This is a genomic window from Saliniferula longa, assembly GCF_050789285.1.
Taxonomy (GTDB): Bacteria; Pseudomonadota; Alphaproteobacteria; order Rhodobacterales; family Rhodobacteraceae; genus CAVPWP01.
Map to the genome: position 1 here is coordinate 23,218 of NZ_JBOUVX010000002.1, position 19,661 is coordinate 42,878.

A 19,661-nucleotide genomic window follows, 5' to 3' on the forward strand; every position below is an offset into this window, starting at 1 on the left:
CTCAGTATCCCTCCCTCTCGTCGCGGACCATCTTCCAGATGAAGCCGGTGATGAAGACCATCATGATCAGGAACAGGACCACCGCGATCGCCGCGCCGTAGCCCATGCGATAGCCGTATTCCGACAGCGCCTGTTCGTACATGTAGAAGCTCAGCACCCGGGACGATCCGAACGGACCACCGTCGGTCATGATCGAGACAAGGTCGAAGCTGCGCAGAGCACCGATGATCGTCACCACGAAGGCGATGAAGGTGGCCGGGCGCAGTTGCGGCAGGATCACGTGCCAAAGCATCCGCCAGCCCTTCGCGCCGTCAAGGCGGGCGGCCTCGACCTGGTCGGCGGAGACGTTATTCAGGCCGGTCAGATACAGGATCATGCAATAGGCCGTCTGCGGCCAGAGGCCGGCGGCGATGATTCCGTAGGTCACAAGGTCAGGATCGGCCAGCACGGCGACCCCGTCGCCCGTCATCCATTCGATGAGCTTGTAGAACAGCCCGAAGTTCGGCGCGTAGAACCACGAGAACATCAGGCCCACGACGACCTGACTGATGACGAAGGGGAAGAAGAAGAGCGATTTGTAAAGCCGGATCCCCCAGACCGTCTGGTTCAGGAAGATGGCGATGAAAAGCCCCATGGGCACCGCCAGCAGGTACAGCACCAGCCAGATGACGTTGTTGTTCAGCGAAACGGTGAAGGCCGGATCGGTCCGGAGTTCCTGGTAGTTGGCCCAGCCGATCCATTCCCTCTGACCCAGCCCGTCCCAGTCGTAGAACGAGATCACGAAGCTTTGGAAGATCGGCCAGAGCACGTAGATGGTGAACATCAGAAGACCGGGCGCCAGGAAAAGCCAGGGCGTCAGACGCTGCTGGTTTCTGCGCCACCAGCCCGATCCTTGACGGCGGGCGGGAACGGCGGGTTCGACGATCGCCATGCGCGGGCCTCCCGGTGCGGCGGGCGGGCGCGTCCGGCCTCTGCCCGTGGTCGTGTCCTTGCGGAAACGGCGGCCGGTTTGACCCCGGCCGCCGCATTGTGCGTCAGTTGTAGATGCGCTGACGGGCCTGCTCGAGCCGCTCGAGGATGGCGTCAAGCTGCTCGGGCTGAACCATGAACTGCTGGAAGCCCTCCATGCCGACCTTCGCCATTTCGGCCGGCGCGTCGCGGTCGAAGAACTGCGCGATGCCACCATCGGCGGTCGACAACATCTCGAACCCGGCGACAAGGAACGGATCGTCGGCGTTGACGCTTGCGTTCTTGTTCGTCGGCAACTGGCCCACGGCCGCGTTCCACTTGGTCTGCGCCTCGGGCGAAGCCATGAAGGCGAGGAACAACTTGGCGTCCTCGACGTTCTGTGCGCCCGCCGGGATGTGGATCGTGTCGGTCGGCGCCTCTTCGGCCCGCGCGATGCCCGGCGTGATTTCCGGGAAGACCATGAAGCCGAGGTTGTCGTTCGTCATGCCGCCTTCCTTGAAGACGCCCACGGCGAAGTTGCCCATCACGTAATGGGCGGCCTTGCCCTGCACGAGGATCGCCGCCGCGTCCTGCCAGTCGATCGCGGCGTGGTTTTCGGTGATGTAGGGCTGGATCTTGGCGAACTCGGCGAAGACCGCGCGCACGCTGTCGTCGGTCCAGGGGATCTCGCCCGCGGTCAGTTGCATGTGCCAGTCGTAGCCGTTCGTGCGCAGCGACAGGTAGTCGAAGATGCCGGCCCCCGGCCAGAGCGCCTTGGTGCCAGTGGTGATGCAGTCGATGCCGGCAGCCTTGAACTTTTCGCAGTTCTCGAGGAATTGCGCCCAGGTCACGCCTTCGGGGCCGGGAACGTCCACGCCCGCGGCGGCATAGGCGTCACGGTTATAGTAGATGCCCCACTGGTAGTAGGTGTAGGGGATCCCCCACTGCTTGCCGTCGATGGTCATCGAGGGCAGCGAGGCCGACAGGCTGTCGGCCAGGCCGTTTTCGGCCCAGACATCCGAGACATCCATGAACTGCCCCGCACTGACGAAGGGCGCCATACGGTTGCCGGCGTACCAGTTGGCAAGGTCCGGCGCGTCGGCAGTCAGGAAGTTGCGGATCGCCGTCTTGTAGCCTTCGTGATCGAAGTTGTTGAGCTGCACGTCGATATCGGGGTTTGCGGCCTCGAAATCGGCGATTAGCGCTTCCATCGCGGCAAGCGGGATCGGATCGTAGTCGGCGTTGTATTTCAGGACGCGCTGCTGCGCATGCGCCGCCCCCGTGGCAAGCACGGCGACGGAAAGCGCCAAGGCGGCGCGCCGGGTGATCTGGAACATGCTGGTCCTCCCTAGGTCAGTTCCACTATGTTGAGTTTCATTATTCGAAACTCGGTTTTGTATATTGAAATCATAACCGCGACTCGCCTATGCTTGTCAACAGTCCGGTGAGGCGCCGCCAAAAAGGTCGCCCGGACGGGCCCGGACGGGGGAGGGAAGGGGACATGGCCGCAGCAGGTTCGGGAACCGGCTCTGCGCCCGCATCGGGCGACGGCACCGTCGGCAAGGCGCTTGACGTCCTCGACCAGATCGCCGCTTTCGGCCGCCCGGTCCGCTTCGCCGAATTGCAGGCGGGCTCTCGCTTCCCCAAGGCCACGCTCTATCGTTTTGTACAGACGCTGACGAACCAGGGGATGCTGACCTTCGATCCCGACCGGCACACCTATGCGCTTGGCGTGCGGCTGGTGCGCCTGGCCCATGCCGCCTGGCAGCAGTCGTCGCTTGCCCCGCTGGCTCGTCCGCATATCGACAGGCTGGCGGCAGAGGTGGGCGAGACGGTGCACCTGGCGCAACTGGACCACGCGCAGGTGCTGTACGTCGACAAGCGCGATCCCGAACGTCCGGTCGCCATGTTCAGCCAGGCCGGCAAGGTCGGACCGGCCTATTGCACCGGGGTCGGCAAGGCGATGATGGCGTGGCTGGACGAGGATGCGCTTGCCCGGGTGATCCCGCAGCAGTCGTTTCACCGATTCACGCCATCGACCATGACGACCGAGGCCCAACTGCGGGCCGAACTGCTGGCGATCCGCGCGCGCGGCTTCGCTTACGACCGTGAGGAGCACGAACCCGGCATCATCTGCGTGGCGTTGCCGATCCTGTCGCACACCGGCCGCGTGCTGGGTGGCCTGTCGGTGACCACCTCGACCGCGCGGCGCTCGCTGTCCGACATCGAGGCGCTGGTGCCGCGCATCCGCCGGACGGCGCAGGCGATCTCGGCCGAGGCCGATACCTGGCATTTTCCCGAAGAAACCGAACCAAGAACAAGGACCGCATGACATGTCCGGAGTGACCCTTGAACGCGTGATCAAGCGCTACGGCGACGTACAGGTGATCCATGGTGTGAATCTGTCGATCGAGCACGGCGAGTTCGTTGTCTTCGTGGGTCCCTCGGGCTGCGGGAAGTCGACGCTTCTTCGCATGGTCGCGGGCCTCGAGGAGACGACCGAGGGCCGCATCTCGATCGGCGAACGGGACGTGACACGGGAAGACCCCTCCGAACGCGGGGTAGCGATGGTGTTCCAGACCTACGCGCTTTACCCGCACATGACGGTCGAGGAAAACATGGGCTTCGGCCTGCGCATGACCGGCCATCCCAAGGCGGACATCGCGCGCAAGGTCGGCGAGGCGTCGAAGATCCTCAAGTTGGACGACTATCTCAAGCGCAAGCCCAAGGCGCTGTCGGGCGGGCAGCGCCAGCGTGTGGCCATCGGCCGGGCCATCGTGCGCGGGCCCGAGGTGTTCCTGTTCGACGAGCCGCTGTCGAACCTCGACGCGGAACTACGGGTCGAGATGCGGGTCGAGATCGCGCGCCTGCACAAGGAAATCGGCGCGACGATGATCTATGTCACCCACGACCAGGTCGAGGCGATGACGCTGGCCGACAAGATCGTGGTGCTGCGCGCGGGCCGCATCGAACAGGTGGGCGCGCCGCTTGACCTTTACCGCGACCCCGACAACCGCTTCGTGGCGGGCTTCATCGGCTCGCCCTCGATGAACTTCCTTGCCGCGACGGCCCGAAAGGGCGCGGTCGAGGTGCCGGGACTTAAGCGCGAGGTCCCGACTTCGGCGACCCTTCCGGCTTCGGGACGCGCGATCACGCTTGGCCTCAGGCCCGAGCATCTGACCGTCGATCCCTCGGGCGATACCCATGTGGTCGAGCTGACCGAGGCGCTGGGCGGCGTGTCCTATGCCTATCTTTCTTGCGCGACGGGAGAGCGCCTGATCGTCGAGGAACGCGGCGACGAACGCTCGCGCGAGGGCGCGCGGGTGGGCGTTGCCTTCGATCCGGCCAGGGCGTTCCTTTTCGATGCCGAAAGCGGGCTGCGGATCAGATAGCGATCACAGCGCGATTTCGAGCCCGTCGCGGCCGACGGTCACCGGCCCGTTCCAGACCCCGGCGCAGCGTGCCAACCAGTCGGCCTCGGTGAAGCGGGGATCATCCACCGGGATAAGGTGGTTGAGGACAAGTCGCCCGACGCCCGCCCCCCGCGCGATCCGTGCGGCGTGGTCGGCGGTGGTGTGGGCGGCATGTAGGTGCGCACGCAGGCGGTCGCCCAGCCCGGTCTTGCGCACGATCTCTTCCACGCCCTCGGGCAACATCGCCTCGTGCACCAGCACATCCGCCCCCTGCGCGAACGCGGCAAGCGGCGGGTGATGCGCGGTATCACCCGACAGGACGACCGACCGGCTGCCGTCGATCCGCAACGCGTAACAGGGCGCGATGGGCGGGTGCGGCACCTCGAGGGCGCGCAGGGTCAGTCCCGGTTCGTTCAGAACCTCGCCCTCGGCAAGGATCGAAAGGTCGACCAGATCGGTCAGGGGTCTGCGCCCCTCGTCCTCGACCCGGATCGCAGTGTCGACGGCCATCGACGCGAGAAACCCCTGCCAGTAGCCGTCAATCCCCGCCGGCCCGAGAACGCGGATCGGGCGTGCAAGGCCGGTGGTCCAGGCCGTGTGCAGAAGTGGCCCAAGCTCAAGGACATGGTCGGAATGCAGATGCGTGATCAGCACCAGATCCAGTGTCCGCAGGTCCACGCCGGCCTCGACCAGCGACCGGGTCGCGCCGATGCCGCAATCGACGAGGATCCGCCGCCCGTCCAGTTCGACCAGCGTCGCGGTCGGCATGGCGCCGCCCTGGCGGATCGCCGGCCCCCCTTTCACGCCCAGAAGCACGATGCGGTTCACGGTCCGCCCTCCGTTTCGCGGCCGGTTCGCAGCCCGTCGGCCGTCTCGCGCACGATCTCGGCGATTTCGAGAAGCTGCTTGGTCAGCGGGCTGGACCGGCGCCAGACCATGCCGATCGTCCGCGAGGGCCGGGGTGCGCCGAACTGGGCGACCGCGACCGACGCCGACCGGGTTTCGACAGGCACCGCCATCTCGGGAAGAAGCGTCACCCCGATGCCGGCGCCCACCATCTGCACAAGCGTGGACAACGAACTTCCGTCGAGGATCTCGCGCGGGGGGGCGGGCTGCATGTTGCAAAACGACAGCGCCTGATCGCGGAAGCAATGGCCCTCTTCCAGAAGCAGAAGCCGCATCTCGCGCAGCGACTCCGGCCCCGGGACGGGCTTGCCCGCGTCCTCGCCCGGGCGGACCAGGACGAAGGCTTCGCTGAACAGCTCGACTTCGGTCAGCGAGGGCTCTGAAACAGGAAGCGCCACGATCGCGGTATCAAGCCGCCCTTCGGCCAGTTCCAGAAGAAGCTTCGGCGTCACCGTCTCGCGCACATGAAGGTCAAGCTCGCCATGGCGTTCAGTCAGGCGGCCGATCAGGGTCGGCAGAAGGTAGGGCGCGATGGTTGGAATCACCCCGATCCGCAGCCGTCCCGCCAAACGGTCGCGGGCCGCCCGCGCCAGATCCTCGAGCTCGTCGACCGAACGCAGGATATCGCGGGCGCGGGCGGCGAACTCTTCGCCCAGACCGGTCAGGCGCACCTGCCGCGCGCCGCGCTCGAAAAGCGGGGTGCCGAGCGTATCTTCCAACTCCTTGATCTGCATCGACAAGGCGGGCTGCGAAATCGCGCATGTCTCGGCCGCGCGGCCAAAGTGGCCGTGCCGTGCCAGCGCCTCGACGTAACGCAACTGGCGAAGGGTGAGGCTGTTCATAATTTTTTCTTATCACCGCGATCAGAAAATACAACTTAAACTGATATCGCATCTTTGGTATAGCCGGGGCGGCGATGCTTGTGGGTGCCCCCGCCTTGGCGAATCGGGCGCCCTTTTCCGCAGCCGTTGATAACGACGCAGCCACGATCGGAGAGAGAGATGGACGGAAACGACAGCCCGAGCACGGGCAAGTGCCCGGTAATGCATGGCGGCAATACCGAAGTCGGCAAGGACGTGATGGAGTGGTGGCCGAACGCGCTGAACCTCGACATCCTGCACCAGCACGACAGCAAGGCGAACCCGCTGACCGGGTTCGACTATCGTGAAGCCGTCAAGACGCTCGACTTCGAGGCGCTCAAGCGCGACCTCACCGCGCTGATGACAGACAGCCAGGACTGGTGGCCGGCCGACTGGGGCCACTACGGCGGCCTGATGATCCGCCTGGCATGGCACTCCGCGGGCTCGTACCGGCTGGCCGACGGCCGCGGCGGCGGGGGGGCGGGCAACATCCGCTTCGCGCCGCTGAACTCGTGGCCCGACAACGGCAACCTCGACAAGGCCCGCCGGCTGCTGTGGCCGATCAAGAAGAAATACGGCAACAAGATCAGCTGGGCCGACCTCATCCTTCTGGCCGGCAACATCGCCTATGAATCGATGGGGCTGAAGACCTACGGCTTCTCCTTCGGCCGCGAGGACATCTGGCACCCCGAGAAGGACGTCTATTGGGGCGCCGAGCGCGAATGGCTGGCCCCGTCCGACAGCCGCTATGAGGACGTGCTGAAGCCCGACACGATGGAGAACCCGCTGGCCGCCGTCCAGATGGGCCTGATCTACGTGAACCCCGAAGGCGTGAACGGCCAGCCCGACCCGATCAAGACCGCCGCGCAGGTGCGCGAGACCTTCGCCCGCATGGCGATGGACGACGAAGAGACCGCGGCGCTGACCTGCGGCGGCCACACCGTGGGCAAGGCGCACGGCAACGGCGACGCGGGCACGCTTGGCGCCGAACCCGAAGCTGCCGGGATCGAGAACCAGGGTCTTGGCTGGATCAACCCCAACCTGGGCGGCAAGGCCACGAACGCCATCACCTCGGGCATCGAGGGGGCCTGGACCACGCACCCCACGAAGTGGGACATGGGCTATTTCAAGCTGCTCTTCGGCTATGAATGGGAGCTGACGAAATCGCCCGCCGGCGCGAACCAGTGGCGCCCGATCGACATCCGCGAAGAGGACATGCCGGTCGATCCGACCGACGCGAAAAAGCGCGTCATGCCGATGATGACCGACGCCGACATGGCGATGAAGATGGACCCGAGCTATCGCGCCATCTGTGAGAGGTTCATGGCCGATCCGGACTACTTCTCGGACACCTTCGCGCGCGCCTGGTTCAAGCTGACGCACCGCGACCTCGGCCCGCGCAGCCGCTACATCGGGCCGGACGCACCGGCCGAAGACCTGATCTGGCAGGACCCGGTTCCGGCCGGCACCACCGGCTATGACGTAGCCGCGGTGAAGGCCGCCATCGCCGCAAGCGGTCTCAGCGTCGCCGACATGGTCGCGACCGCCTGGGACAGCGCCCGCACCTTCCGCCAGTCCGACCTGCGCGGCGGCGCGAACGGCGCCCGTATCCGCCTTGCCCCGCAGAAGGACTGGGAGGGCAACGAACCGGCGCGTCTTGCCCGTGTCCTTTCGGTGCTGGAACCGATCGCGGCGAAGCACGGCGCCAGCGTCGCCGACGTGATCGTGCTGGCCGGCAACGTCGGGGTCGAAGCGGCCGCGAAGGCGGCGAGCTTCGACGTGACGGTTCCCTTCACGCCCGGACGCGGCGATGCGACCGACGCGATGACCGACGCCGACAGCTTCAAGGTTCTCGAACCGCTGGCTGATGGCTTCCGCAACTGGATGAAGAAGGACTACGTCGTCGCCGCCGAGGAACTGATGCTCGACCGGGCGCAGCTCATGGGCCTGACCGGCCCCGAGATGACCTGCCTTGTCGGCGGCCTGCGGGCGATGGGCGCCAACCACGGCGGCACCAAGCACGGCGTCTTCACCGACCGCGAGGGGGCGCTGACGACCGACTTCTTCGTCAACCTGACCGACATGGCGTGGAAATGGGTTCCGAAAGGCACGAACCTTTACGAGATCCAGAACCGCAAGACTGGCGCGGTGAAGTGGACGGCCACGCGCGCCGACCTTGTCTTCGGGTCGAACGCCATCCTGCGCGCCTATGCCGAGGTCTATGCCCAGGACGACGGCGCCGGGAAGTTCGTCGACGACTTCGTCGCGGCCTGGACCAAGGTGATGAACGCCGACCGCTTCGACATCGCCTGATGTGACCTATGCGCCCGGGCGGGATACCCGGCCCGGGCGCCCTTCGCCGCTTTCGGCGCCCTTAGCTGCCTGCCGTCAGTCCCGAAGGACAAGATCGGCCGGCAGGCTTCCCTCGACCACCCGCAGCGCGTTCGGAATGTCGTTGCCAAGGGCCCGCGCCTCGGCGGCGGCCGGATCGTGCCCATAGGCCAGCCAGCGGTCGATCAGGCGCTGCCGCAGCACATCGACCGGCGGCGACAACATCACGGACAGGTCCCAGAGCGGGTGAAGCCGGCGCCAGGGGTCGTCGTCGAGCAGCAGGTAATTGCCCTCGACCACCGCGATCCGGTGCCCGGGTTCGACCACCGCCGCCCCGGCGATGGCGATGTCACGGGCCCGGTCGAAGCCGGGGATCACCACTTCGGGGTCCTGCCCCAGGCGTTCGATCATGCGCAGGACACCCAGCCCGTCGAAGGTTTCGGGCGCGCCCTTCCGCGCCCTCAGGCCCCGTGCGTCGAGCACCGCATTGTCCAGATGAAAGCCGTCCATCGGCACCAGCGCGGCACGGGCCGCATCGCGGTTCAGGCGGTCGACAAGGGCGCGGGCCAGCGTCGACTTCCCTGCCCCCGGCGGCCCCGCAACCGCGATCCGAAGCCGCAGCGGCGCAGGCGGCAGCCCGAGGATGCGCGCGGCCAACGCCTCGACAGTCCCTTCGTCCGGTTCGGCCATGGTCAGGCGGCGATCGGCTCGGCCGGCGGTTCCTTCGCGCCGGTCATGAAGGCCACCGCATCGCTCATCGTGTAGTCGGCCGGCTTGATCACGCAAAGGCGTTTGCCCAGACGGTGAATGTGGATGCGGTCCGCCACCTCGAAGACATGGGGCATGTTGTGGCTGATCAGGATGATCGGAATCCCGCGCGAACGCACGTCGAGGATCAGTTCAAGCACCCTCCGGCTTTCCTTGACGCCCAGAGCAGCCGTCGGCTCGTCAAGGATGATCACCTTCGACCCGAAGGCCGCCGCCCGCGCCACCGCGACGCCCTGCCGCTGTCCGCCCGACAGCGTCTCGACCGCCTGCCGGATGTTCTGGATCGTCATCAGGCCAAGCTCGTTCAGCTTCTCGCGGGCGAACTTCTCCATCGCCGCGCGGTCAAGCTGGCGGAAGACCTGCCCCATGATTCCGGGTTTGCGCAACTCGCGCCCCATGAACATGTTGTCCGCGATCGACAGCGCCGGCGACATGGCAAGCTGCTGATAGACCGTTTCGATCCCATGGTCGCGCGCGTGGATCGGCGAGGTGAAGTTGACGCGCTGGCCGTCAAGGAAGATCTCGCCTTCGTCAGGGATCACCGCGCCCGACACCGCCTTGATCAGCGTGGACTTGCCCGCCCCGTTGTCGCCGATCACGGCAAGGATCTCGCCCGGGAAAAGTTCGAAGTCGCAGTGGTCAAGCGCGATGACGCGGCCATACCGCTTGACCAGGTTCCTTCCCTGAAGAATGGGTTGCATCAGACCGACACCTTTCTGATCCACTGGTCCACGGCAACCGCCGCGATGATAAGAAGACCGATGAGAAGGAAGGTCCACTGCGCGTCCGCACCCAGAAGGCGCAGGCCCAGCGTGAAGACCCCGACGATCAGCGCTCCGAACAGCGCCCCCAGGATCGACCCCCGCCCGCCGAACAGCGAGATGCCCCCGATCACCACGGCCGTGATCGATTCGATGTTCCCAAGCTGGCCCGAGGTCGGCGAGACCGAGCCTATCCGTCCGATCAGCGCCCAGCCCGCGAAGGCGCAGATCAGGCCCGAAAGGACATAGACCGACACCAGCACCTTCTTGACCTGAACGCCCGAAAGCTCGGCCGCGTCCGGATCGTCGCCCACGGCATAGACATGCCGGCCCCAGGCGGTGTGGCGCAGGGCATAGGCCAGCACAAGGATCAGCGCGACCATGAAGACGACGCCGACGGTGAAGACCGCGCCGCCGACGTTGAACTTGGTTCCGAAGAACTGAAGCAGCGGCGCGGTCGCCTCGATGTCCTGGGCCCGGATCGTCTCGTTCTTCGAGTAAAGGAAGTTGGTGGCCAGAACGATCTGCCACATCCCCAACGTGACGATGAAGGGCGGCAGCTTCATCACGGCGACAAGCCAGCCGTTGATAAGCCCGCAGAGCGCGCCGCAGAGAAGGCCGCAGACGATGGCCAGCTCGACCGGCATCCCGTAGCGGAAGGTGAACTGGCCCATCACGACCGACGACAACACCATGATCGCGCCGACCGACAGGTCGATGCCCTTGGTCAGAATGACAAGCGTCTGCGCGGCGGCAAGGATGCCCACGATCTGAACCTGCTGAAGGATCAGCGTCAGCGCGAAGGGCGAGAAGAACTTCGTCCCGAGAAGCGTGCCGAAGACCAGGATCGACAGAAGCAGCACGATCAGCGGCACGAGCGAGGGGTTCATGTGCAGCGTGTGCTGCAACTTGTGGACGAAGCCTTTGCGGTGATCGTCGAACTCGGCAACGGTCTTGCTGGCATTCGAAAGCGCGGATTCGAAGTCCTGCGCCTTGGACGGGGCGTCCGACATGAAGTCCTCCCGGTCTTGGATGCGTCTTGCTGCGCCTCGCCGCACTCTAGGGGCGCAAGGGTGCCTCCGTCCAGTTCGGCGGGGCACAGAGCGCCCCGCCGACTCTTGTCTCAGAGCGGAATCAGCCCCAGCAGAGGTTCATGCCCTCTTCGACCGAGATCGATTCGACCCCGTCGACCGGCTGGCCGGTCACCAGCGCCACACCGGTGTCGAAGAAGTCCTTGCCCGGAGTCGGCTCGGGCTTCACGCCTTCCGCGGCCCACTTCGCGATCGCCTCGATCCCGAGGGACGCCATCAGCAGCGGATACTGCTGCGACGTCGCGCCGATCACGCCGTCGGCCACGTTCTGAACGCCGGGGCAGCCGCCGTCGACGGACACGATCAGCACGTCGTTCTCGCGGCCGATGGCCTTCAGCGCCTCGTACGCACCGGCGGCGGCGGGCTCGTTGATCGTGTGGACGAGGTTGATCATCGGGTTCTTGGCGAGGAGGTTCTCCATCGCGCGGCGCCCGCCTTCCTCGTTGCCGTCCGTCACGTCGCTGCCGACGAGCCGCGGATCGGTTTCGTCGCCGATCACGTTGGGGTCGGCAAGATCGATGCCGAAGCCCTGCAGGAAGCCCTGGTTGCGAAGCACGTCGACGGTGGGCTGGCTGATGTTGAGGTCGAGCGTGGCGATCACCGCGCTATCGGCATCGGCGCCCATCTTGGCCTTCGCCCACTGGCCGATCAGAAGCCCGGCCAGGAAGTTGTCGGTGGCGAAGGTCGCGTCGGCGGCGTCGACAGGCTCGAGCGGGGTATCAAGCGCGATGACAAGGATGCCGGCGTCCCGGGCCTGCTGCACGGCCGGCACGATCGACGACGTGTCCGAGGCGGTGATCAGGATGCCCTTCGCGCCGTCGAGAATGCAGGTCTCGATGGCCTGAACCTGGGTCTCGTGGTCGCCATCCACCTTGCCGGCGAAGGACTTGAGTTCGATGCCCAGTTCGGCGGCCTTGGCTTCGGCGCCTTCCTTCATCTTCACGAAGAAGGGGTTGGTATCGGTCTTGGTGATCAGGCAGGCGCTGACCGAATGACCCGCCGCCATGGCCGAGCCCGCAAAGGCGAGCGTGGACAGAACGGCAGTCGAAGCGGCAAGCGCCTTGAGGTTCGTCTTCACAATGGTGTCCTCCCAGAACAGTTAGGTCCCGGCACATTTGCCGGTTACGGACGGAGCAGTTTTCGTCACCGCCCTCGCGGCACAGAGTAACCGCGAGTCACCGGCAGCTGTCAATAAATAAATCACTCTGACTTATTATTGACAGGCCGCGCCCGCCTAGCCATTCTGCCCGGGCCATTTCGGGGAGGAAACGGTGCAGCGGAACGGCGTTCTGACCGGCGAGGCCACTGGGTTCGAACCCGCCGTGCGGGGGACGAACCAAAGTGGCCTGCGCGCCCACAACGAACGGCTGGTGCTCACGCTCGTACGTCAGCACGGTCCGCTGTCGAAGGCCCAGATCGCCCGGATGTCGGGGCTTTCCGCGCAGACCGTGTCGGTCATCATGCGCGCGCTTGAGGCCGACGGGTTCCTGGTGAAGGGCGACCCGGTGCGCGGCAAGGTCGGCCAGCCCTCGGTTCCGATCGCGCTGTCGCCCGATGGGGCACATTTCTTCGGACTCAAGATCGGCCGCCGCAGCGCCGAACTGGTGCTTGTCGACTTTCTTGGACGCGTCGTCTCGCGATCGTACCTGACCTACCGCTATCCGACGCCGGAGGGCGTGATCCGCTTCGCCCGCGACGCGCTTGGGCAGATCACCGATCAGATCGACGCCGAAACGCGCCAGCGCATCGCCGGGCTTGGAATCGCGATGCCGTTTCAGATCTGGGATTGGGCGCGCGCCATCGGCCTGCCGCCGCATGCGATGGATGCCTGGCGCGACACCGACGTGCGCGCCGAGATCGAGATGATCTGCGGCTATCCCGTCTATCTCCAGAACGACGCGTCGGCCGCCTGCGGAGCCGAGCTTGTCTTCGGAACCGGCGAAAGGCCCGGCGACTTCCTGTACTTCTACGTCGGCTATTTCGTGGGCGGCGGGGTGGTGCTGCGCGACAATCTCTTCACCGGCCACAGCGGAAACGCGGGCGCACTTGGGTCGATGCCGGTGCCGTCGCCGGATGGGGAGGTCGTGCAGCTGATCGAACTGGCGTCGCTGGCGCAGCTCGAGGCGCGGATGCGCGCGGCGGGGCAGCCGTCCGAAAGTCTCTGGATCTCGCCCGAGGGCTGGCAGGCCGGCCCCGAGGTCCTCGTGCAGTGGATCGAGCATGCCTCATACGGTCTGGCACATGCCATTGCCGCCGCCTCATCGGTGATCGATTTCGAAGCGGTGCTGATCGACGGCTGGCTGTCGCAGGGGTTGCGCCGCGATCTGGTCGACGCGGTGGCCCGGCATCTTGGCCGGATCGACCTTGCCGGGATCACCGCACCCTCGGTGCGCGAGGGCAGCGTCGGACCGGACGCCCGCGCCCTGGGGGCCGCCAGCCTGCCGCTGTCCTACCGTTTCCTTGTGAACACCGGCGCAGGTTTTGGCACAGGTCTGGGCGCGGGCCTTTCGGCGCCGGCCCACATGGCCGAGGCGTAAGGCCGCCCGGTCAGCCCGCGCGTGAGGCCAGATAGACGCGCCAGCCGCCGTGGTCCGTGATGTCCCGCGCACCGTCGATGCCCGCGGACTCGACCAGAAAACCCGTCACCTCGCGCCCGTCCGTCAGGCGCACCCGGCCAAGGCCAAGCGGCATGGGGATCTGGCGCAGGAGCGCCCCGAAGCCACCTTTGGGCAGTGCCCAGAGTTCCAATGCGATCGATGCCCCGCCCTGCGGGACTCGCAACAGGCCCGGGCGTTCCGGCGGCCCACCCGCCAGGGCGAAAAGCCGGTAGTCGGCCGATGTCGACGCTGCCTGAAGGAACCGCCCGCCCAGCGCGGTGATCTGACCATTCAGGGGCAGACCGGACATGTGCGCCCCCACAAGGGCGATCGTGGCTTCATCAGCCAAGGCGTCCGCAGGGAGATCCGGCGCGGCCCGCAAGGGATGACCGGTTGCCCCAAGGGCGGGCGCGGCCGCCGCGTGCAAGCGCTGCGCCAGCCCGGCCGCAAGGGCATCGTGCCCGGCCCGCGCCAGAAGGGTGACGCTACCAGGCCGCCCGTCGACCCTTGGCCCGGTCGGGACGGCGATCCCGCACAGGTCCATCAGGTTAACGAAATTCGTGTAGGTTCCAAGCCGGCTGTTCGGCCCGACCGGATCGGCGTCAAGATCTGCAAGGCCGTAGAAGGTGGGGATCGAAGGCACGCACAGAAGATCGGCCCCCGCCATCAGGCCTTCGGCCCGACGCCGCAGATCGGCAAGGCGGTAGATGCCCCGGAAAGCATCCGCCGCCGACAGTCCGTCGGCCGCGCCGATGATGCGGGCCGTCACGGGATGCACTGCCGAGGGGTCGCGGCGCATCAGATCCTCGACCACGGTCATCCGCTCGGCCACCCAGGCGCCTTCGTAAAGCATCCGCGCCACGTCGAAGAAGGGCGTGAAATCGATCTCGACGATCCGCGCGCCAAGCGCGGCAAGGCGCGCAAGCGCGGCATCGAAACTCACGGCCTGCGCGGTGTCGCCGAAGAATTCGCGGCTCTGTCCATCGGGCACGGCCACCGTCAGAATCGGGGGCGGCGCGACAAGGGGCGGCGCCGGAAGCGCCCGGGAATAGGCATCGCCCGCGTCGAAGGCACAGGCGGCGCGGAACGCCGTCCAGGCATCGGGCACGGTCAGCGCGAAAACCGAAATCGTGTCGAGCGTCCGGCAGGCCGGGACGACTCCGGTCGCGGACAGCGCCCCAAGCGACGGCTTCAGACCCACGATGTTGTTCAGCGCTGCAGGGACACGCCCCGACCCGGCCGTATCGGTACCAAGCGCGAAGGACACGATTCCCCGGGCCACCGCCACCCCCGACCCCGAGGACGACCCGCCCGGCACGATCTTCGGATCGATCGCGTTGCGCGGCACCCCGTAGGGCGAGCGCACCCCGACAAGGCCGGTCGCGAACTGGTCGAGGTTGGTCTTGCCGATGGGAATCGCGCCCGCGGCCCGAAGCCGGGCCACGACGAAGGCATCGGCGGCTGGGACATGGGCGAAGGCCGGGCAGGCCGCCGTCGTCGGCAGGCCGCCCACGTCGATGTTGTCCTTCACTGCGAAGGGCACGCCCCAAAGCGGGAAGGCGTCGGGTTCGAACGGCGGAAGCGCTGCCGCCTCGGCCATTGCCTCGGCCTCGGGGCGCTGGGTGATGAAGATCGCCGGGTCGGCCGCCGCGTCGAGGCGCCGATAGGCCTCGGCGATCACGGCTTCGGGCGACAAGCCTGCGGCATAGGCAGCGTGCAGGGCGGCGATGTCGAAGGACAGGTGCGCGGGATCGGGAAGCGTCATGTGTCCTGAGGCCTGTCGCTGAGGAATTCCACGGGAAGGGTCCACTGGATCAGGACGACACAGCCATCGTCGGACCAGACCCGGTGCGACGTGCCTTCGGGGTTCAGGATCAGGGCCCCCTCAGCGTAGGTTCCCCGATCGTCCGACTGCGTGCCTTCCAGCACCAGGATCGTCTCGAGCCCGCGGTGGTAATGCGCGGGCACCCCCGCCCCTGGCGCATAGCGCAAAAGCGCCACCGCCGGCGGACCATCGTGCAGGCGCGCGATATCGACGCCCTCGCGGAAGGGGGCGAAGGGGGCGTCGCGCCAGCCGCCGCTCAGAAGGTCGGGCAGGTGAAGCGGCTCAGGCACCCAGCGCCCTCCGAACCTCGTCGGTGGTCGCGGTCCAGCCAACGATGGCGCCCTGCGCCCGCACCATGGCCAGCGTCGCGGCCTTGAATTCGGGAAAGTAGCTTTCGGTCGCATCTTCGACCAGCAGGCAGTCGAAGCCGCGGTCGTTGGCTTCGCGCATGGTGGTCTGCACGCAGACTTCGGTGGTGACGCCCGCGAAGAGAAGCGTGGTCACCCCAAGACCCGACAGCACCTCCATCAGCGGGGTGGCATGGAAGGCGCCTTTGCCGGGCTTGTCGATCACCGTCTCGCCGCCCAAGGGCAGAAGGTCGGGCACGATCTCGGCGCCGGGCTCGCCCGCGATCAGGATCCGGCCCATCGGCCCGGCATCACCGATCCGCGCCGATGGCTTGCCGCGCAGGCGCTTGGCCGGCGGGCAGTCCGACAAGTCCGGCAGATGGCATTCGCGGGTGTGGATCACCGGCATCCCCGCCGAGCGCGCACCGTCGAGCAGACGCGCGACCGTGGGCACGATCGCCTGAAGGGGCCGCACATCGTTGCCCAACGAGGCGCCAAAGCCCCCGTCCTCGATGAAGTCCCGCTGCATGTCGATCACGATCAGCGCCGTGCGGGCCGGATCGAAGGTGAAGGCGAAGGGCAGTGCCCCATCGATCCGCGCCATCAGGCGTGTCCCCCCATGTGGTGGCCGATCTCGGCCAGACTGGCGGCACCGGCCGGCGCCTCGAAAGCGATGCGCCCTTCTGACATCACGAGGATTCGGTCGGAAAGCTCCATCACTTCGTCCAGATCCTCGCTCATCAGAAGGATCGCGGCGCCCGCGTTGCGCGCCGCCATGATCCGTGCGCGGATCTCGGCCACGGCCGAGAAATCAAGGCCGAAGCAGGGGTTTGAAATCACCAGAAGGCTCACGTTGCCGGTCAGCTCGCGGGCCAGCACCGCGCGCTGGACGTTCCCGCCCGAAAGCGCGGCGATGGGCGCGTCAAGCGAGGCCGCCTTGACCTTGAACGACGCGACCAGTCGTTCGGCCCGCTCGCGCATCTCGCGTCCCGAAAGCCAGAAGCGGCGGCCCGACCCGTTCAGGTCGAACGTGCGGAAGGCGATGTTCTCGGTCACGCTCATCCGGCCGGCGCAGGCGTTGCGCAGGGGCTCCTCGGGCAGGAAGCGCACGGCAAGCGCGTGCGCCTCGTCCCGGGTTGCGCGGTAGGGCGCACCCTTCACCCGGATCGTCCCGGCTTCGGCGGGGCGCTGTCCCGTCAAAATCTCCATCAGCTCGACCTGACCGTTGCCCGAGATGCCGGCGATGCCCACGACCTCGCCGGCGCGGACGGTCAGGCCGTCGATCGCGATCTCCTTCAGCCCCGAGCGGTCACGCGCGCGCAGACCCGAAAGCTCAAGCACCGGCGCGCCTGCCTTGCCGGTCCGCGCGGCAGGCGCCCGGGCGGCCTCCGCGCCGATCATCATCGCGGCCATGTCTGCGTGATCGAGATCGGACACCTGGCCCGAACCCACATGGCGGCCGCGGCGCAGAACCGACACCTCGTCGGCGAAGGCGGTCACTTCGCGGAACTTGTGGGTGATCATCAGCACGCTGATCTCGCCCGCCCGGCACATGGCGCGGACATGGCCAAGCACCTCGTCGGCCTCGTCGGGCGTCAGCACGCTGGTCGGCTCGTCGAGGATCAGGAAGCGCCGCCCGAGGTAAAGCTGCTTGAGGATCTCGAGCTTCTGTCTTTCGCCCGCCGACAGCCGTTCGACCGGAAGGTCAAGCGGCACACGGAACGGCATCCGGTCCATGAAGGCCGCAAGCGCCGCGCGCTCGGCCGCCCAGTCGATGACGGCGGGCGTGTCGCGGCGGCTGATCACAAGGTTCTCGGCGGCCGTCAGCGACGGGACCAGCGTGAAATGCTGATAGACCATCCCAAGGCCCAGGGCATGGGCGTCGCGCGGGTCGCGCACCAGGGCCTCATGCCCGCCCACGAGCATTTGCCCGGAAGTCGCGTGGTAGAACCCCATCATGCATTTGACGAGCGTCGACTTGCCTGCCCCGTTCTCGCCCAGAAGCGCATGGAAGCTTCCCGGATGGACGCGGATCGACACGTCGTCGAGCGCGGTGAAGCCGCCGAAGCGCATGGTCATGCCAAGCGTCTCGACGCCAAGCGCGCCGTTCGGGTGTTCGCCCGGCGAACTCATGGCAGCGCCGCGATCAACGTCGCGCTGTCCGACAAGGCACCGAAGACCCCGCCCTGCATCGTCACCATCTTCAGCGCAGCCTCGTGATTGCCGCGGTCGGTCGCGCCGCAGCAATCGGACAGCACGAGGCATTCGAAACCGCGGTCGTTTGCCTCGCGCATCGTGGTCGAGACGCAGACATCGGTGGTGATGCCCGTCAGGATCAGATTGTCGATGCCGCGCGTGCGCAGGATCAGCTCGAGGTCGGTGGCGCAAAAGCTGCCCTTGCCCGGCTTGTCGATGATGACCTCGCCGGGTTCGGGATAAAGGTCGGGGATGATGTCCCAGCCCGGTTCGCCACGGACCAGGATCTTGCCGCAGGGCCCGGGGTCGCCGATGCCCGCACCGATCTGCTGACTTCTCCAGCGCTTGTTCGCGGGCAGGTCGGCAAGGTCGGGCCGGTGGCCTTCGCGGGTGTGGATGATGGGGTAGCCCTTCGCCCGCATCGCCGTCAGCACCGCCTTGATCGGCCCGATCGGTGCCTGCGTCATCGACAGGTCATAGCCCATCATGTCGACGTATCCGCCGGTGCCACAGAAATCCGTCTGCATGTCGATGATGATCAGCGCGGTGTTCTCGGGGCGCAGATCTCCGTTCCAGGGCCAGGCATAGGGATTGGCGGCAAGCGTGGTCATTCGGCGGCCTCCTTGCGGCCGTAAACCCGGGTCGGCGCGGGAAAGCCGCAGGTGGTGCCGTCGGTCACGCGCACCTCGTCCTCCCAGGGCAGGCGGTATTGCCCGGCCACGAGATCCTGCATGAAGGTATAGGGGCAGTCCTGCGCGCCGCCCTTCACGGCGGTGAAGCCGCGATGTCCCAGCTGGTAGATGTTGTTCTCGACGCCCCAACCCGCGCGCGCCTCGCGCACCAGATCGGGCCGCACCTCGGCGGTGATGATCTCGTCGGCGCGCCCGGTGGTGCCATGGGCCAGGACCGCGCCGTCGAAGTTCACGATCATCGCTTCGCCCATGCTGTCGAACGTGCCGTCCGATCCGCACATGCAGACGTTCGCCGTGACCATCAGGTTGCAGAAGCTGTTCGACTGGTTGGTAAAGCGCCAGGCCTCGCGGATGGGCGCGGTGTAGCCGGCGGTGCGCAGCATGATCTCGGCCCCTTTGTAGGCGGCCTCGCGCGCCATCTCGGGGAACATGCCGTCGTGGCAGATGATCAGCGACAGCTTGCAGCCCTTCGGCCCCTCGATCACCGGGATGCCCAGATCGCCGGGCTCCCACGGTTCGACCGGGACCCAGGGGTGGAGCTTGCGGTAATAAAGCCGCAACTCGCCCGTGTCGTCGATCACGATCCCCGTGTTCCAGGGGTTGCCGCCAGGGTTCAGTTCCATGATCGAAAAGCAGCCCCAGATGCGGTTCTCGCGGCAGGCCGCCCGGAAGGCCGCGACCTCGGGTCCGTCGATACGGCACATGATGGCGGGGTTCGTGTCCATCGACAGGCCGTGCAGCGCGTATTCGGGGAATACCACAAGGTCCATCGTGGCCATGTTGCGCCGGGCCTTGCCGACAAGTTCGACAATCCGCGCCGTCTGGCGTGCAAGATCTTCGGGCGTCGCGACCACCGGCAGTTGCAGTTGCACCAGACCGATGACGACGCCGTTCTGCGACTTGTTCAGCCCTCCGAGTCCGTTCAT

The 19,661-nt window shown here is 66.8% G+C and carries 18 protein-coding genes; 4 read left to right on the forward strand and 14 right to left on the reverse strand.

All coding sequences use genetic code 11. The features are described from left to right. Position 1: 1 nt before the first annotated feature. Positions 2-931 (reverse strand): carbohydrate ABC transporter permease, encoded by a 930-nt coding sequence (locus ACRDNQ_RS06695; RefSeq protein WP_431827880.1) that lies wholly within the window; start codon positions 929-931, stop codon positions 2-4. Positions 932-1,034: 103 nt separating this feature from the next. After that, positions 1,035-2,285 carry an ABC transporter substrate-binding protein gene (locus tag ACRDNQ_RS06700; RefSeq protein ID WP_431827881.1) on the reverse strand — a complete coding sequence of 417 codons (1,251 nt, stop codon included), beginning with the start codon at positions 2,283-2,285 and terminating at the stop codon, positions 1,035-1,037. Between the two features lie 164 nt (positions 2,286-2,449). On the opposite strand from ACRDNQ_RS06700, the gene ACRDNQ_RS06705 reads away from it, so the two are divergent. Further along, positions 2,450-3,280, forward strand: a complete 831-nt coding sequence (locus ACRDNQ_RS06705; protein WP_431827882.1) for an IclR family transcriptional regulator — start codon at positions 2,450-2,452, stop codon at positions 3,278-3,280. Position 3,281: 1 nt separating this feature from the next. Next, positions 3,282-4,340, forward strand: coding sequence for an ABC transporter ATP-binding protein (locus ACRDNQ_RS06710; RefSeq protein ID WP_431827883.1), 1,059 nt, complete (start codon positions 3,282-3,284; stop codon positions 4,338-4,340). 3 nt (positions 4,341-4,343) lie between these two features. Here ACRDNQ_RS06710 and ACRDNQ_RS06715 read toward each other — a convergent pair whose 3' ends face one another. Both ACRDNQ_RS06715 and ACRDNQ_RS06720 read right to left on the reverse strand, forming a co-directional pair. After that, positions 4,344-5,189: an MBL fold metallo-hydrolase gene (locus ACRDNQ_RS06715; RefSeq protein WP_431827884.1), complete on the reverse strand. Its 846-nt coding sequence runs from the start codon at positions 5,187-5,189 to the stop codon at positions 4,344-4,346. After that, the gene (locus ACRDNQ_RS06720; RefSeq protein WP_431827885.1) at positions 5,186-6,109 is read right to left on the reverse strand and encodes a hydrogen peroxide-inducible genes activator; all 924 of its coding nucleotides are present in this window, start codon (positions 6,107-6,109) and stop codon (positions 5,186-5,188) included. The genes ACRDNQ_RS06715 and ACRDNQ_RS06720 overlap by 4 nt, the downstream gene beginning before the upstream one ends. A gap of 159 nt (positions 6,110-6,268) precedes the next feature. Between ACRDNQ_RS06720 and katG the strand changes: the two genes are divergently transcribed. Beyond that, positions 6,269-8,440, forward strand: a complete 2,172-nt coding sequence (katG, locus tag ACRDNQ_RS06725; protein ID WP_431827886.1) for a catalase/peroxidase HPI — start codon at positions 6,269-6,271, stop codon at positions 8,438-8,440. Between the two features lie 75 nt (positions 8,441-8,515). On the opposite strand, the gene ACRDNQ_RS06730 is transcribed toward katG, so the two are convergent. The 4 genes from ACRDNQ_RS06730 to ACRDNQ_RS06745 form a co-directional block, all read right to left on the reverse strand. After that, complete coding sequence (locus ACRDNQ_RS06730) at positions 8,516-9,148, reverse strand: nucleoside/nucleotide kinase family protein (RefSeq protein WP_431827887.1); 633 nt, start codon at positions 9,146-9,148, stop codon at positions 8,516-8,518. A gap of 2 nt (positions 9,149-9,150) precedes the next feature. Continuing rightward, a complete protein-coding gene (locus tag ACRDNQ_RS06735; protein WP_431827888.1) occupies positions 9,151-9,927 on the reverse strand; it encodes an ATP-binding cassette domain-containing protein in 777 nt (258 codons plus the stop codon). After that, entirely contained in the window at positions 9,927-11,000 is a 1,074-nt protein-coding gene (locus ACRDNQ_RS06740) for an ABC transporter permease (protein ID WP_431827889.1), read from the reverse strand. The genes ACRDNQ_RS06735 and ACRDNQ_RS06740 overlap by 1 nt, the downstream gene beginning before the upstream one ends. Positions 11,001-11,121: 121 nt before the next feature. Further along, positions 11,122-12,084 carry a sugar ABC transporter substrate-binding protein gene (locus tag ACRDNQ_RS06745; RefSeq protein WP_431829081.1) on the reverse strand — a complete coding sequence of 321 codons (963 nt, stop codon included), beginning with the start codon at positions 12,082-12,084 and terminating at the stop codon, positions 11,122-11,124. 265 nt (positions 12,085-12,349) lie between these two features. On the opposite strand from ACRDNQ_RS06745, the gene ACRDNQ_RS06750 reads away from it, so the two are divergent. After that, the gene (locus ACRDNQ_RS06750; protein WP_431827890.1) at positions 12,350-13,615 is read left to right on the forward strand and encodes an ROK family transcriptional regulator; all 1,266 of its coding nucleotides are present in this window, start codon (positions 12,350-12,352) and stop codon (positions 13,613-13,615) included. Positions 13,616-13,625: 10 nt separating this feature from the next. Here ACRDNQ_RS06750 and atzF read toward each other — a convergent pair whose 3' ends face one another. Genes atzF through ACRDNQ_RS06780 form a run of 6 tightly spaced genes read right to left on the reverse strand, consistent with a single transcriptional unit; the run spans position 13,626 to position 19,661 of the window. After that, positions 13,626-15,440, reverse strand: coding sequence for an allophanate hydrolase (gene atzF, locus ACRDNQ_RS06755; RefSeq protein WP_431827891.1), 1,815 nt, complete (start codon positions 15,438-15,440; stop codon positions 13,626-13,628). After that, a complete protein-coding gene (locus ACRDNQ_RS06760; RefSeq protein WP_431827892.1) occupies positions 15,437-15,790 on the reverse strand; it encodes a cupin domain-containing protein in 354 nt (117 codons plus the stop codon). The genes atzF and ACRDNQ_RS06760 overlap by 4 nt, the downstream gene beginning before the upstream one ends. Next, the gene (locus tag ACRDNQ_RS06765; protein WP_431827893.1) at positions 15,783-16,451 is read right to left on the reverse strand and encodes a cysteine hydrolase family protein; all 669 of its coding nucleotides are present in this window, start codon (positions 16,449-16,451) and stop codon (positions 15,783-15,785) included. The genes ACRDNQ_RS06760 and ACRDNQ_RS06765 overlap by 8 nt, the downstream gene beginning before the upstream one ends. Further along, a complete protein-coding gene (locus ACRDNQ_RS06770; protein WP_431827894.1) occupies positions 16,451-17,980 on the reverse strand; it encodes an ABC transporter ATP-binding protein in 1,530 nt (509 codons plus the stop codon). The genes ACRDNQ_RS06765 and ACRDNQ_RS06770 overlap by 1 nt, the downstream gene beginning before the upstream one ends. Then, positions 17,977-18,654, reverse strand: coding sequence for a biuret amidohydrolase (gene biuH, locus ACRDNQ_RS06775; protein ID WP_431827895.1), 678 nt, complete (start codon positions 18,652-18,654; stop codon positions 17,977-17,979). Before biuH ends, ACRDNQ_RS06770 begins: the two co-directional genes overlap by 4 nt. Then, a complete protein-coding gene (locus ACRDNQ_RS06780; protein ID WP_431827896.1) occupies positions 18,651-19,661 on the reverse strand; it encodes a formamidase in 1,011 nt (336 codons plus the stop codon). Before ACRDNQ_RS06780 ends, biuH begins: the two co-directional genes overlap by 4 nt.